General features: G+C 71.4%; 15 protein-coding genes. 9 read left to right on the top strand and 6 right to left on the bottom strand.

Translation table 11 applies throughout. The features are described 5' to 3' along the window. Positions 1 to 2 precede the first annotated feature (2 nt). Positions 3 to 806, bottom strand: coding sequence for an MBL fold metallo-hydrolase (locus ACWEOE_RS13835; protein ID WP_452008110.1), 804 nt, complete (start codon positions 804 to 806; stop codon positions 3 to 5). Then, positions 803 to 1,549, bottom strand: coding sequence for a 2-phosphosulfolactate phosphatase (locus tag ACWEOE_RS13830; protein WP_452008107.1), 747 nt, complete (start codon positions 1,547 to 1,549; stop codon positions 803 to 805). Before ACWEOE_RS13830 ends, ACWEOE_RS13835 begins: the two co-directional genes overlap by 4 nt. Positions 1,550 to 1,594: 45 nt before the next feature. On the opposite strand from ACWEOE_RS13830, the gene ACWEOE_RS13825 reads away from it, so the two are divergent. Both ACWEOE_RS13825 and ACWEOE_RS13820 read left to right on the top strand, forming a co-directional pair. After that, complete coding sequence (locus tag ACWEOE_RS13825) at positions 1,595 to 2,068, top strand: ribose-5-phosphate isomerase (protein ID WP_452008104.1); 474 nt, start codon at positions 1,595 to 1,597, stop codon at positions 2,066 to 2,068. Further along, positions 2,068 to 2,877: an Fpg/Nei family DNA glycosylase gene (locus ACWEOE_RS13820; RefSeq protein ID WP_452008101.1), complete on the top strand. Its 810-nt coding sequence runs from the start codon at positions 2,068 to 2,070 to the stop codon at positions 2,875 to 2,877. Before ACWEOE_RS13825 ends, ACWEOE_RS13820 begins: the two co-directional genes overlap by 1 nt. A gap of 111 nt (positions 2,878 to 2,988) precedes the next feature. On the opposite strand, the gene ACWEOE_RS13815 is transcribed toward ACWEOE_RS13820, so the two are convergent. Continuing rightward, on the bottom strand, positions 2,989 to 3,804 hold the full coding sequence (locus ACWEOE_RS13815; protein ID WP_452008098.1) for a hypothetical protein: 816 nt from the start codon (positions 3,802 to 3,804) through the stop codon (positions 2,989 to 2,991). A 142-nt stretch (positions 3,805 to 3,946) separates the two neighbouring features. On the opposite strand from ACWEOE_RS13815, the gene ACWEOE_RS13810 reads away from it, so the two are divergent. Together ACWEOE_RS13810 and ACWEOE_RS13805 are read left to right on the top strand one after the other, a co-directional pair. Beyond that, a complete protein-coding gene (locus ACWEOE_RS13810; protein ID WP_452008095.1) occupies positions 3,947 to 4,828 on the top strand; it encodes an LLM class F420-dependent oxidoreductase in 882 nt (293 codons plus the stop codon). Position 4,829: 1 nt separating this feature from the next. Next, positions 4,830 to 5,270, top strand: coding sequence for a nuclear transport factor 2 family protein (locus ACWEOE_RS13805; protein ID WP_452008092.1), 441 nt, complete (start codon positions 4,830 to 4,832; stop codon positions 5,268 to 5,270). 57 nt (positions 5,271 to 5,327) lie between these two features. Here ACWEOE_RS13805 and ACWEOE_RS13800 read toward each other — a convergent pair whose 3' ends face one another. Next, on the bottom strand, positions 5,328 to 6,050 hold the full coding sequence (locus ACWEOE_RS13800; protein WP_452008089.1) for a maleylpyruvate isomerase family mycothiol-dependent enzyme: 723 nt from the start codon (positions 6,048 to 6,050) through the stop codon (positions 5,328 to 5,330). A 41-nt stretch (positions 6,051 to 6,091) separates the two neighbouring features. Between ACWEOE_RS13800 and ACWEOE_RS13795 the strand changes: the two genes are divergently transcribed. The 3 genes from ACWEOE_RS13795 to ACWEOE_RS13785 all read left to right on the top strand — a co-directional run bounded on the left by ACWEOE_RS13795 (position 6,092) and on the right by ACWEOE_RS13785 (position 9,961). Further along, positions 6,092 to 6,997 carry a MerR family transcriptional regulator gene (locus tag ACWEOE_RS13795; protein WP_452008086.1) on the top strand — a complete coding sequence of 302 codons (906 nt, stop codon included), beginning with the start codon at positions 6,092 to 6,094 and terminating at the stop codon, positions 6,995 to 6,997. Between the two features lie 141 nt (positions 6,998 to 7,138). Next, on the top strand, positions 7,139 to 8,323 hold the full coding sequence (locus ACWEOE_RS13790) for an LLM class flavin-dependent oxidoreductase (protein ID WP_452008083.1): 1,185 nt from the start codon (positions 7,139 to 7,141) through the stop codon (positions 8,321 to 8,323). Between the two features lie 81 nt (positions 8,324 to 8,404). Next, entirely contained in the window at positions 8,405 to 9,961 is a 1,557-nt protein-coding gene (locus tag ACWEOE_RS13785; protein ID WP_452008232.1) for a cytochrome c biogenesis protein CcdA, read from the top strand. A gap of 18 nt (positions 9,962 to 9,979) precedes the next feature. Here ACWEOE_RS13785 and ACWEOE_RS13780 read toward each other — a convergent pair whose 3' ends face one another. Beyond that, entirely contained in the window at positions 9,980 to 10,495 is a 516-nt protein-coding gene (locus ACWEOE_RS13780) for a nitroreductase family protein (protein WP_452008080.1), read from the bottom strand. A 218-nt stretch (positions 10,496 to 10,713) separates the two neighbouring features. Between ACWEOE_RS13780 and ACWEOE_RS13775 the strand changes: the two genes are divergently transcribed. Then, positions 10,714 to 12,417, top strand: a complete 1,704-nt coding sequence (locus ACWEOE_RS13775) for an APC family permease (protein ID WP_452008077.1) — start codon at positions 10,714 to 10,716, stop codon at positions 12,415 to 12,417. A gap of 92 nt (positions 12,418 to 12,509) precedes the next feature. Then, on the top strand, positions 12,510 to 12,995 hold the full coding sequence (locus ACWEOE_RS13770; RefSeq protein ID WP_452008075.1) for a MarR family winged helix-turn-helix transcriptional regulator: 486 nt from the start codon (positions 12,510 to 12,512) through the stop codon (positions 12,993 to 12,995). A gap of 119 nt (positions 12,996 to 13,114) precedes the next feature. On the opposite strand, the gene ACWEOE_RS13765 is transcribed toward ACWEOE_RS13770, so the two are convergent. Further along, positions 13,115 to 13,732 (bottom strand): TetR/AcrR family transcriptional regulator, encoded by a 618-nt coding sequence (locus ACWEOE_RS13765; protein WP_452008072.1) that lies wholly within the window; start codon positions 13,730 to 13,732, stop codon positions 13,115 to 13,117. Positions 13,733 to 13,777 lie beyond the last annotated feature (45 nt).

Here is a 13,777-nt window from a genome sequence, read left to right as displayed (position 1 = left end):
GCTCACGGGGTCGCGAACGCGGCCCTGGTGACGTCCTCGGGGTAGGGCGAGGCCGCCACGGCCTCGTCCGCCCCGGTGGTCCCGGCCGCGACGGCGGCCTTCAGCTCGATGAGCCGATGCAGCCCGTCGCGGTGCTCCCGGACGAACCCGGGGCCCACGGGTTCGCCGTGGCCGGGCACCACGATCCTCGGGTCGAGCGCGAGGATCGCCTGGAGCGCGCCCGGCCATTCACCGAGGTGCGTTTCGTCGCTGAACGACTCCGCGGTGAAGCCCTCGGGTCCGTGTTCCAGCACGTCGCCGGCGAACACGGCACTCGCGTCGGGCACGTGCACCACCAGGTCGTGGTCGGTGTGCGCGCGGCCGGGGTGCACGAGTGCGACGGTGCGGCCACCGAGTTCCAGCTCGGTTCGGTCCGTGACGAGCCGGTCGGGCGGCATCACGCCGGTGCGGTCGAGCGCGTCGGCGATCCCGGGTTTGCCTGCTTCGCGGTACTTCGCGCTCCACTTGGCCTTCGTGGCTTCGCCGTGGTGGACCAGCTCGGGCAGGCAGCGTTCGTGCGCCCAGACGTCGCAGGGCAGGAACGGCGTGGTGCCGAAGGCGTGGTCGAAGTGCGCGTGCGTGTAGACGACGCTCCACGGCAGGTCCGTCAGCTCGCGCACGGCCGCGGCGAGCTCGGCGCCCTGGTCGACGTCGCCGCACGTGTCGATCACGAGGCAGCGTTCGGCGCCGATCACGAGTCCCGTGGTCAGGTCGAGCTCTTCGTGGCGGCGCGCGTGTACGCCGTCGGCCAATTCGGTCCAGGTCATCCCACCTCCAGGAGTTCTCCGCGCAGCGTGGGCGCGCCTGCGCTGACGTCGATCTGCGCGGCGAGTGCCACGTCGTCCGGGTGGCCGGCCGCGGCCAGTTCGCGGCCTGAGGAGCAGGTGCGCAGGGCCTCGGGGACGTCAGTGCCCGCGTAGGCCGCCGCGGCCAGCGCTGCTTCGGCCGAGAGCGTGCGCGCGGCGCGCGCGAGGGCCGCGACGACGGCGCCCGCACCGAGCTGGTCTTCCACACAGGGCCGCAGCGGGCCGAATTCCTTTCTCCCGCCCAGCATGTCGATGCCCCAGCGTTCGCCCGCGGGGATGATCCCGACGGGCCGCCCGGCCGCGAGGTCGAGTGCCTTCGCCGCGACGGCGGAGGCGTTGCGCAGGCAGCCCACCAGCACGTGCGCGCCGGTGGCGGCGGCCGCCGCGGTGAGGGTGGCGCCGTTGGGCGAGGGCAGCGCGAGCAGCGTGCCGGACGGGATCTCCGTCACAGACGCCGGCCGCAGCGTCCACGGTCCGTCGCCCGCCACGACCGCTCCGGCGGCCCGCGCGGCGGCCACCCCGCGCTCGTCGCGCCAGCGCACCGGAAGCACGCGGCCGCGGCGCGCGGTGACGAGATCCGTGGTGGTGCTGAAGGAAAGCACGTCGACGACCACGAGCACGGCGCACGCTCCGCCGAGCGCGGTGACGCCTTCTCCACCCCATTCGAGCCGGATGTCGTGCCCCGGTTGCACCCACGTGTCCACCCCCAGATCATGCCCGCCACCGGCGGTGATGGCAGACTCGCCGCTGTGCGTGTCTACTTGGGATCCGACCATGCCGGTTTCGAGCTGAAGAACCACCTGGCCAGCCACCTCGCGGGCCAGGGACACGAAGTCGTCGATGTCGGTCCGCGCGTGTACGACGCCGCCGACGACTACCCCGCCTACTGCGTCGAGGCCGCGCGCCGCGTCGTCGAGGACGAGGGCAGCCTCGGCATCGTGATCGGCGGCTCGGGCAACGGCGAGCAGATCGCCGCCAACAAGGTGCCCGGCATCCGCGCGGGTCTCGGCTGGAGCGTCGAGACGGCGCAGCTGTGCCGCGAGCACAACCACGCGCAGGTGCTCGGCGTCGGCGCGCGCATGCACACCGTGGAGCAGGCCACCGCGATCGTCGAGGCGTTCCTGGCGACCGAGCCGTCGCCGGAAGAGCGCCACAACCGCCGCATCCGGCAGTTGCTGGACTACGAGCGCACCGGCACCCCGCCGGCCCTGCCGCAAGCCTGATGCCCGAAGGGCACACGCTGCACCGCCTCGCCCGTCTGCACCAACGCCGCTACGCCGGCGCGCCCGTCTCCGTCGCGAGCCCCCAAGGCCGCTTCACCGACGAGGCCGCCCGGCTCGACGGGCGCACGCTGGTGTCGGCCGAGGCGTACGGCAAGCACCTGTTCCACGACTACGGTCCACACGGGACAGTGCACGTCCACCTCGGCCTGTACGGCACGTTCGCCGAAACGCCGCTGCCCGAGACCGCGCCGGTGGGCCAGGTGCGCATGCGCCTGACCGGCGCCACGCACTGGACCGACCTGCGCGGCCCCACCCGCTGCGAACTGCTCGACGCCGCCCAGACCGACGCCATCAAGGCCCGCCTCGGTCCCGACCCGCTGCGCCGCGACGCGAAGCCCGACCGGGCGTGGGAGCGCATCTCCCGCTCGCGCACCTCGGTGGCGGCGCTGCTGATGGACCAGGCCGTGCTGGCCGGCGTCGGCAACGTCTACCGCGCGGAAGTGCTGTTCCGCCACGGCGTGGCGCCCTTGGTGCCCGGCCGTGCCCTCGACCGCGGCATGTGGGACGAGATGTGGGCCGACCTGGTGACGTTGATGCGCCACGGCGTGCGTGTCGGGCGCATCGACACGGTGGCGCCGGAGCACATGCCGGCCGCGCAGGGCCGCGCGCCGCGCGAAGACCGCCACGGTGGTGAGGTGTACGTGTACCGGCGGGCCGGGATGCCGTGCCTGGTGTGCGGTACGGAGGTGGCGTCGCAGGAGCTGGTGGGGCGGAACCTGTATTGGTGCCCGTCTTGTCAGCCTGCTTGATCCGGCAGATCCACTGTGGACGAACCGAGGCGCTGAAAAGGCCGTGAAGGCCTCTCGGGGGAATCGGGATCCCTCAAGAGGCCTTCACGGCATCAGCGCGTCAGCCCGGCGTCAGAAGTCGAAACCGCCGCCGCCGAAGCCTCCGCCATCGAAGCCTCCGCCGTCGAAGCCGCCGAAGTCCTGGCCGCCGTCGCCGCCGTCGAAGCCACCGCCGTCACCGCCGTCGCCGGCATCGCCGCCGTCGCCGCCCTGGTCGCCGGATTCGAGGGCGTCCTGCTGACCGGCGTCGTAGCCCGACTCCCAGGCCGAGGCGCTCGCGATGCCGCTCATGCCGGAGAACATGGCGCTGAACAGGAACATCGAACCCAGGCCCCACGCGCCGGCCACGAGCGCGGGCTTCCACCACGGCTCGCTGTACCAGCCCTGCGGCACCGGGCGTCCGGCCACGCGGCCGCCGGGGTAGTAGTACGGCGTGTCCTGGCCGGCGTCGGGGGAGGCGGCGTAGTGCTGGCCCTCCACGTCGACGTCGCGGCGTTCGGTCACCTTGCCGGCGCGCTCGCGCTCGGCCTCCTCCGGCAGCGTCGGGCCGGGGTCCATGCCCATCGCGACCCGCGCGGCGCGGACGTAGTACAGGCCCTCCACGGCCGTGTCCTTGACCAGGCGAGCCTGCTCGACGGTCTTGGCCTGCTCGAGCTGCGAGCCGGCGGCGGTGTAGCGCTCGCTGGCGTCGGCCATCGCCTGCTGGGAGGCCGTGTCGGTACCGGTGATGTTGAGGACCTGCCCGCCGAGGCGTTCGACGAGGCGGCGCGCGTCGGCCTTCGCGTCGTCGAGCTGCCGCTGCCGCGAGGCGGCCTGCGACCGGGCGAAGTACAGCCCGCCCCCGACGATCACGACGACGAGCACGATCAGCAGGATCGCGGTGCCCATGGGTCACTCCACGTGTTGAGCTGTCTCGGCGGCCCCGTGGCCGCCTTTTGAAACGGACAACGCGGACAGTACGCCGAGGGTTCCCGAGGGGTGACGTGGAGCACCCCTGGCCGGGTAAAGTAGAACACGTTACCGTCGGGGCATGAAGTTCTCCCTGTCGATCGCGATGAACCCCCTCGATCAGCTGGGCGAGCTCGCCCGCGCCGCCGAGGAGTCGGGTTTCTCCTCGATCGTCCTGCCGGATTCGCTGTTCTACTCCGAGAAGGTGTCCGCGGACTACCCGTACACGCCCGATGGCAGCCGGTTCTGGACCGAGGACACGCCGTGGGTCGACCCCCTGGTGGCGGCCGCCGCGATGGGCGCGGTCACCGAGCGGCTCGAGTTCTACACGTCCGTGGTGAAACTCGGCTCGCGCAACCCGGTGCTGCTCGCGCGCCAGGTCGGCTCCGTCGCGGCGCTGACCGGCGGCAGGTTCGGCCTCGGCCTGGGCATCGGCTGGTCGCCGGAGGAGTTCGAGTGGTGCGGCGCGCCGTACGAGCGCCGCGGCAAGCGCTTCGACGAGGCCATCGACGTGCTGCGCCTCATCCTCGACGGCGGCATGGTGGAGTTTCACGGCGAGTTCTTCGACTTCGACAAGCTCCGCATGAGCCCGACGCCCCCGAAACGCGTGCCGTTCTACATCGGCGGGCACACCGACGTCGCGTTGCGCCGCGCCGCCCGCGTGGGCGACGGCTGGTCGTCGGCGATGATGACCGTCGACCAGCTGCGCGACACGATCAAGCGGCTCAAGGAGCTGCTGGCCGAGCGTGGCCGTGAGAACGACCCGTTCGAGTTCCAGGCCGTGTGCGTCGACCGCTTCGGGCTCGACGGGTTCCGCGAGCAGGCCGAGGCGGGCGTGACCGACGCGATCACCATGCCGTGGGTGTTCGAGGGCATCGGCTTCGACGCCGAGGTGGGCCCGAAGGTCGACGCCATCCGCAAGTTCGGCGCCGAGGTCGTCGAGAAGCTCGGATCGGGGGAGTGACGTGGGGGTCGAGGTCAGCTGGGACGTCGACGCGGACCAGCCGCCGGCTCGCCTGGCGTCGTTCCGCTCGATGACGTCGGTCGCCGCCGGGGACAAAGCCGCGTGGCTCGCGTTGTTCGCGCCGGACGCCGTGGTGGAGGACCCGGTCGGCCCGTCGATGTTCGACGAGCACGGGAAGGGCCACCGGGGGCACGAGGGCATCGGCGCGTTCTGGGACCTGACGATCGCGCACGTCGAACGCTTCGAGTTCGTGATCCGCGATTCGTTCGCGGCCGGGGCGGAGTGCGCGAACGTCGGCACCATCACCACGTACCTGCCCGGCGGCTACCGCGTGGACACCGACGGTGTGTTCGTCTACCACGTGGGTGGCGACGGGTTGATCACGTCGATGCGGGCGTTCTGGGAAACCGAGCGGGCGATGGCGACGGCGCGCCAGGTCTGACTGTCACGCGGTGCGGTTTTGGTTCCGAGGTGTCGACGACGGTTTCTGCCCCGGTGCTCAGGCCGCGCTGTGGGCCAGCCAGTGCTCCACCAGCGAGCGATCCCCGGTGACCCGCGCCTGACCGAGCGGCTTGCGACGGGTGAGGACCAGCAGCAGCTCCGTGACCGGACCGGCGAGGGTGGCATCGGCGGGGGCGGTGCCGCGGGTCCACGTGATGCCCGAGGGGGTGCGGGTGAGGTGCCAGCCCGGGCCGTCGTCAGGCGCGAGGTGCAGGGTCTGGCCGGTGCCCCGCAGCTCCGCGACGTCCGGTTTCAGAGTGGCGGTGACCGGGTGCGCGAGCAGTTCCAGCCACTCGGTGATGGCGTCCTCGGCGAGGTCGGGGTCGGTTTTGAAATGCGGGTCGGCGTCGGCGTGGTGGACGAGGGTGTCGTTGAGCATGCGGCGCAGCCAGAACGTCGCGGGTCCCGGTCCGAAGAACGTCCACACGGGACGGTCGCTTGTGGACACCGCCGCGATCAGCTCGGCGGCGCCCGCGTGGAGCCAGGAGGCCCAGTCCGCCGGGTCGCCGGGGTCGGCGGTGAAGGGGTCGGGTACCGGGGACGGGCCGGTGCGGATGATGCTCGCCGACCAGCGGTGGGCCTGGCCGACGTGGCCGACGAGGACGCGCACGGGCCAGTCGGGGCACGTGGGGACGCGCGTGTCGGGGTCGGTGGCCGCCGCGGTGTGGGCGAGGGCGGTGGTGTGGTGGTGGAGCGCGGTGGCGAGGCGGGTGGTGTCCATGGCCGTACCGTAGGAACTCCATCCGGCTGGAGGTTCTACCGATGGTGACCGGGCTCACACTGGGGATCGGCGACCTGGCGCGGCGGACCGGCGTGCCCGTGCGCACGATCCGGTTCTACTGCGACGAAGGCCTGCTCGAACCCGCCCGCAGCGCCGGCGGGCACCGGCGGTTCGACGCGGGCGCGGTCGAGCGGCTCACGCTCGTGCGGCGGATGCGCGGCCTCGGCCTGGGGCTGCCGCTGATCACCGATGTGCTCGCCGGGCGCCGCTCGCTCGCCGACGCCGTGGCCGCCGAGCGGGCGAGCCTCGACCGCGAGTTCGCGACGCTCGCGTGGCGGCGGTCCGTGCTGCGCGCGGTCGAGGACGCGACGCCGATCGACCGGCCCGCGCGGCTCGAGCTGCTCTCCGCGGTCGAAGACGGCCACGCGTCCCACGAGGTCCTCGTGCGGCTCTGGCGGCCCATGACCACCGGTCCGATGCCCGCCCACTCGGCGCGCATGTTCCTCGCCCTCAGCGCACCGCCGCCGCCGGAAGTGCCGACGCCCGAGCAGGTCGTCGCGTACGCGACGCTCGTGCTGCTGGCGGCGGATCAGTCGTTCGTCACCGCGCTGCGCGACAGCACACTCGTGAACCACGACCGGATCGCCGACCTCGCGGCCCTGCACGCGGACGTGGCCGAAGCGTGCGCGCTCGCCTCCGCCGACGTGGCGTCCGGCACGCGCCCGGCACCCGGGCCGGCGCTCGACCGGTTCGTCGCGGCCCACGCCGCGGCCCTGGGCGCCGCCGACACCCCGGCCTTCCGCCGCACCCTCAACCACCGCACCGCGCCTGACCGCACCCCGCAGGTACGCCGCTACTGGACGTTGACGGGCGAGGTCACCGGCGAGGCGGCACCGATGGGCGTCACGCACACGTGGCTGCTCGACGCCCTCAACGCGACGAGCTGATCCCAACCGGTGCGGCCGGACGGGTGGGTGTCGGGCACACCGGTCGGGGTGCCGGACCCGCTCTTCCCAGATCTTGGGCACACTCGCCAGACGTCTGACGTCCAACCTATTCTCGCGGCGGATGAGGGCGAGGAGTGGTGCATGTCCGTACGTGATCGGGCCGGGCTGGTGGAGCCGGCGCAGCCGCAGGATTTCCCGGACAGCCCGTTGAGCCGGGTGCTGCGGCAACCGTTGCTGCTGGGGGTTTTCCTGCCGCTGCAGACGGGTGGGTGGTCGCAGTCGACGTTGCCGCGGGGGACGGACTGGACGTTCGACTACAACCGGACGCTGACGCAGCAAGCGGAGAAGTTCGGGTTCGACATCGCGTTCGGCCTGTCGCAGTGGCTCCCCAAGGGCGGGTTCGGCGGTGAGACGCACTACCGCGAGAACTTCCTTGACCCGTTCGTCTCGGCGATCGCGCTCGCGTCGGCGACGGAGTCGATCCTGTTGCTGGGCACGGTGCACGTGCTGTACGGACCGTGGCATCCCTTGCACCTGGCCAAGTTCCTCGCCACCGCCGACCACATCTCCGGCGGCCGCTTCGGGGCGAACATCGTGACCGGCTACGCCGACACCGAACCCGCGATGTTCGGCCAGCTCAAGCCCGAGCACGACAAGCGTTACGCGATGGCCGACGAGTTCGTTGCGGTGTGCAAGGACCTGTGGGCGGGCGAGGACAACCTGACCTTCCAGGGCGAGCACTACTCGCTGCAGGAGGCGTACGCGTCGCCGCTGCCGAAGTACGGCCGGCCGATCCTGGTGTCCGCCAGCGGTTCCCCGGCGGGCTTCGCCTTCGCCGGGCGCAACTCCGACCTCGTGTTCATCTCCAGCCCGGCGGGAGAGAACATCGACCGCGCGCTCGAAGCGCTGCCGGCGCACGTCGCGAAGGTCAAGCAGGCCGCGCGTGATCAGGGTCGAGAAGTGCGTGTGGTGATCAACCCCACGGTCGTTTCCGCGCCCACCGGCAAAGAGGCGCACGCGCGTTACCAGGCGATCATGGACCACGCCGACCTGGGCGCGATCGGCGCGTTCACCGATCGCCACACCGCGGGCGACAGCCAGTCGTGGCTCGAGCACTCGGCGCGGGGCCGCGCGGTGGGCGGGCACCTGCACATCGTGGGTTCGCCCGAGGAGGTCACGGACAAGCTGCGCCGCCTGCACGAAACGGGCATCGACGGCGTTCAGCTCACGTTCTACGACTACCAGCCCGAACTCGACTTCTTCGGCACGCGGATCGTGCCGCTGCTGGAAGAAGCCGGGCTGCGCAGGAGTGTTACGAATCCCTGACCGTCCACGCAGGACCCGTCTCGACGTGAAGTACCCGGCCTACTCTGTGCGGAGACAGAGGAGGTCACCCTGATCACGTTGGTGCTGATCGGCCTGGTGGGCGGGCTGATCACCGGCATTTCGCCCTGCGTTCTCCCGGTGCTGCCGGTGCTGTTCATGACGGGCGGGGCGAGCGCCGCGGCACCCACGCGGCGGCGGCCGTTCCTCATCGTCGCGGGGCTGGCGTTGAGCTTCAGCCTCGTGACGCTGCTGGGCACCCTCGTGCTGGCGGCGCTGCACCTGCCCGGCGACGTGCTGCGCTGGGCGGGGCTCGTGGTGCTGGTGGTACTCGGTGTCGCGATGATGTTCCCGCGGGTGCAGGACCTCCTCGAACGCCCGTTTGTCCGGCTGGGCCGCAAATCCGTGCCGGGCGACCGCGGCGCGTTCGTGCTCGGGCTCGCGCTCGGCACCGTCTACGTGCCGTGCGCGGGGCCGGTGCTCGCGGCCATCACGGTGGCGGGCGCGACCCACTCGATCGGCGTGTCGACGGTCGCGCTCACGATCGCGTTCGCCGTGGGCACCGCGATCCCGCTGTTGTTCTTCGCGCTGGCCGGAAACCGCGTCGCCGAGCGGGTGAAGGCCTTCCGCGACCGCCAGCGGCAGGTGCGGATCGCGGCGGGGGTCGTGGTGATCGGGCTGGCCGTCGCGCTCACGTTCAACGTCACCGACGCGTTGCAGCGCGCCATTCCCGACTACACGGCGGGGCTGAACCAGGCCCTCGGCACGAACCAGGCCGGGCTGCAGTCGTGTGAGCCGACCGACGAGCTGCAGGACTGCGGGACCGCGCCGCAGCTCGTCGGCATCAACCAGTGGCTGAACACGCCGGGCGGCAAACCCGCGGCGCTGCAAGGAAAAGTCGTGCTCTACGACTTCTGGGCGTACTCGTGCATCAATTGCCAGCGCGCCATCCCGCACGTCGAGGCGTGGTACCAGCGCTACCACGACGCAGGCCTGGAGATCGTCGGCATCCACACGCCGGAGTACGCCTTCGAGCAGGTGCCCGCCAACGTCGCGGCCGGGGCCGCCCGCCAGCACCTCACCTACCCCGTGGCCATCGACAACGACTACGCCACCTGGAAGGCGTTCGACAACCAGTCCTGGCCCGCCGAGTACCTCGCCGACGCCACCGGCCACGTCCGCCACGTCTCCATCGGCGAGGGCGACTACGACGGCACCGAGTCGCTCATCCGCGAGCTGCTCACCACCGCGAACCCCCGCCAGACCCTCCCGCCGCGCACCGACGTCGCCGACACCACCCCGACGAACCCGGCGCAAAGCCCGGAAACCTACCTCGGCTCCGCCCGCAGCGACGCCGGTGGCGCACCCCTGGACTTCCACGGCAAGTGGACGACGACCCCCGAGTACCTGACCGCGGGCGCCGACGCCTCCCTCGACCTCACCTACAACGCCTCCACGGTCTACCTGGACGTCGGCGGCGCCGGCACCATCACGGCGACGGTCGGCGGGGTGACGAAGCAGATCGCGGTGTCGGGGAGCCCGGACATCTACGCCGTGGCGCAGTCGGCGACGCCGCAACAAGGCACGGTGACGCTGAAGCTGAGTCCGGGACTGCAGGCGTACTCGTTCACCTTCGGGTGAGGGACCCGCTCGAAACGGTCACCAGCGACCGCGGTGCACGACCTCGTCGAACGGGCGGCGCGTCGGGTTCACGATGGGCCGCAGCGGTCGATCGGCGGGGTAGCCGATGCCGAGCATGAGCGACACGACGTGGCCGGCCGGCACCCCGAGGATCTCGCGCGCGCGGTCCTGGTCGCCGATCGCGGAGTGCCCGGTACCGATGCCGAGGTCGGCGGCGGCGAGCATCATGGCGTAGGTGGCCTGTCCGAGGTCGAACTGGTCGAGCGCACTCGTGCGATCGTCGGCCGGCTCGGGCACCACGAGCGCAAGGGCGGCCTGCGCCCCGGCGATGTGTCCCGCGCCCTGCCACACCGTCGCCAGCTCACGCAACTGCGAACGGTCGGTCACGACCACGAAGTCCCAATGCTGGCGGTTCGACGCCGACGGCGCCCGCCGGCCGGCCTCCGCGATCCGCGTCAGGTGCTCCTCGGGCACGGGTTCGTCGCTGTACCCGCGCACGTTGCGGCGGGCGCGGATGGCGTCCCAGGTTTCCACGGTCTTCTCCGATCCGGTGGTGGTCCGTTGCGGACCAAGGCTGCCACGGCGGGCGCGGCCACCTCCACCGCGCCGTCGTCCGGGTTTTGTGCTCCACTGTGGACTGACAGCTGCCCAGGCGAACTGTTGCACTAGGTAACGATCTCGCATCCGGGTGTTTTCCCCTTCACCCGTCTGGGTAGCTGGCGTTCGGACAAGTCACGGCCAGAGGAGGCCACATGGGAGTGGACGCCGGAACCGCGCCGCCGGAACAGGCGGGCACGGCTGGTGACGACAAGCGGCTCAAGAAGCACTTCGGACCGATCGGGCTGCTGTTCACCGCCGTCGGGTCGGTGATCGGGTCCGGGTGGCTGTTCGGTGCGCTCAACGCCGCGGAGCTGGCCGGACCGGCCGCGATCGTCTCGTGGGTGATCGGCGCGGTGATGTTCATCCTGATCGGGATGTGCTACGCCGAGCTCGGCACGATGTTCCCGCACTCGGGTGGGGTCGCGCGGTTCCCGCACTACTCGTTCGGTTCCTTCGCCAGCTTCTCGATGGGCTGGGTCACCTGGATCGCCGCGGCCGCGGTGTCGCCGATCGAGGTGCTCGCGGTCGCGCAGTACGCGACGAACTACGTGCCCTGGCTGGAAACACTCGACGCGGACAAGAACGCCGTGCTCACCCCGGCCGGCACCGGGGTCTGCGTCGCGCTGCTCGCGTTGTTCGTGCTCGTGAACTTCTTCGGCGTGCGCTGGTTCGCGCGGATCAACAACGTGCTCGTGTGGTGGAAGCTCGCGATCATCGCGCTGGTGATCGTGGTGTTCCTGGTGACCGCGTTCAACGGCAACCACTTCGGCGACTACGGCGGTTTCGCACCCTATGGGGCGCACGGCATCTTCTCGGCCGTGGCCAGCGCCGGCATCGCGTTCTCGTTCTTCGGGTTCCGCCAGGGCGTGGAGCTCGCGGGGGAGACGTCGAACCCGAAGCGCAACGTGCCGCTGACCCTCATCGGGTCGGTCGTGCTCACCGGGATCCTCTACGTGCTGCTGCAGATCGCGTTCATCGGCGCGGTCCCGTCCGACGCCGTGGCGAAGCAGGGCTGGGCGAACGTCGGCGCGAACTTCACCGCGGGCGGAGACGTGCTCGCCACCTTCGGTCCGCTCGCGGCGATCGCCGGCATCCTCGGCCTCGGCTGGCTCGCCGGGCTGCTCTACGCCGACGCGATCATCTCGCCGGGGGACACCGGCCTCATCTACACCGGCGTCACCGCGCGCATCTCGTATGCGATGGGCCGCAACCGCAACGCGCCGTCGGGCCTGTCGAAGGTCAACAAGACCGGGGTGCCGTGGGTGAGCCTCATCCTCGCGTTCGTGGTCGGCTGCTTCTTCTTCCTGCCGTTCCCGGGCTGGAGCCAGCTCGTCGAGTTCGTCACCAACAGCACGGTGCTCTCGTTCGGCTCCGGGCCGCTGGTGCTGCTCGCGATGCGCCGGCAGCTGCCGAACCAGGTGCGCCCGTTCCGCCTCGGCCGCTCGTGGGTGTGGGTGGTGGCGTTCCTGGCGTTGTTCTCCACCAACCTGATCATCTACTGGACGGGCTGGGACACGAACTGGAAGCTGTTCGTGGTCATCGCGCTCGGCTACGTGCTGCTGGCGCTGCACCAGGCGGTGGCCAAAGGGCGCACGTCCCGCATGGACTTCCGGCACGGCTGGTGGGTGCTGGTGTGGTTCGTCGGGCTGGCGCTCATCAGCTATCTCGGTGACTACCCGGAGCAGGACAAGCACGCCGGCAACCTGGGCGTGCTCGACTTCGACCTCGGCGCCGTGGCTTCGCTGGTGTTGACGGCCATCGTCATGTGGCTCGCCCTTCGCAGTGCGCTGCCGCGTGACCGCGTCGAGCAGATCCTCGCCGAACACCGCGACGACGAGGAAGAAGCCATCGCCTGAAATCCGCTGCGCGCCGCCCCGGCCCGCCTTCGCGGCGCCGGGGTGGTGCGGCTTTCGGGCCGTTCGTCCCTGTTTGCGGCAGACTGGACGCCATGAGCGCGAGCCCCACGACCGGCCTCTCCGACGTCGACGCCCTCACCGACGCCGTGCTCACCGCGTCGCGCGTCCTCGTGGCCGTCTCGGTCCGCTCGGTCGCCGCGGCCGGCGATCGGTTGACGCTGCCGCAGTTCCGGTTGCTCGTCGTGCTGCACACCCGCGGGCCCCTCAAGCACGCCACCCTCGCCGAACAGCTGGGCGTCACGCCGCCGACCGCCAGCCGCATGGTCGACCGCCTCGTGGCCGCGGGTCTCGTGCACCGCGGCCACAGCCCGGTGTCCCGCCGCGAGATCGTCCTGTCCCTGACCGACGACGGCACGCGCACCGTCCGGCAGGTCACCGCCCGGCGCCGCCGCGAGATCGCGAAGATCGTGGCGAAGATGCCCGAACAACGGCGGCGCGCTCTGGTGGAGGCGCTGACCGCGTTCGCCGAGGCGGGTGGTGAACCACCGGTGGGTGGTCTGGAAAGCGGCTGGGGTTGAGCGGCCGGCGAGCTGCAGCGGGCTGCCCGGCGGCTTCACCGGGATGGCGGATTTTCTTCGAGGGACACGGCTTCTCCGGCTCGCGGCACCGGCGGACCGTCCACTGTAGATGGTTGTGCCTAGTTCGCCGCGTGGCGTTCGATGATCGCGATCATCGAATCGAGGCCGGCTTCCAGTGCCTTCGTGGAGCGCTGCGCCTGGGCCAGCACGAGCCCGCCCTGCAGCGCGGCGAGCATGGCCAGCGAAAGGTGCTCCGCGTCGGTGTCTTCGCGCAGCACGCCGTGGTCGATCATGTGTTGGAGCCCCGCGCGGATCGCCTCGGCCCACAGGGTGAAGCTGTCGGCGAGGGCGGCGCGGGCGGCGTCGTCGTGTTCGGCGAGCTCGCCCGAGAGCGTCGCCAGCGGGCAGCCGCCCTGGCAGTGCAGCTCGTGCTGCAGCAGCACGATCGCGTCGCGCCAGGCGCGCAGGGCGGCGAAGCTGTCGAGGCGGCTCAGCAGCTCGTGCTGGCCGCCGACGATGCGGGTTGTCTGGAACTCGATGACCGCCCTGGTCAGGGCGCCCTTGTCGGCGAAGTAGTGGTAGATCTGCGACGAGCTGACCCCGGCGGCGTCGCGCACGTCGGGGGTGCTGGTGCCGGCCACGCCGCGTTCGGCCATCAGCCGGGCGGCGGCGGACACGATCCGCTCGCGCGTGGCCTGCCCGCGTGCGGTCAAGCGGGTCGGCGCCGTCTCCGTCATGTCCGTCAGTCTACGGAAAACTCCCCAAACTGGATTTGACTATCC

The organism is Amycolatopsis sp. NPDC004368 (assembly GCF_053602515.1).
This window is presented reverse-complemented; position numbering and strand designations above follow the sequence as displayed.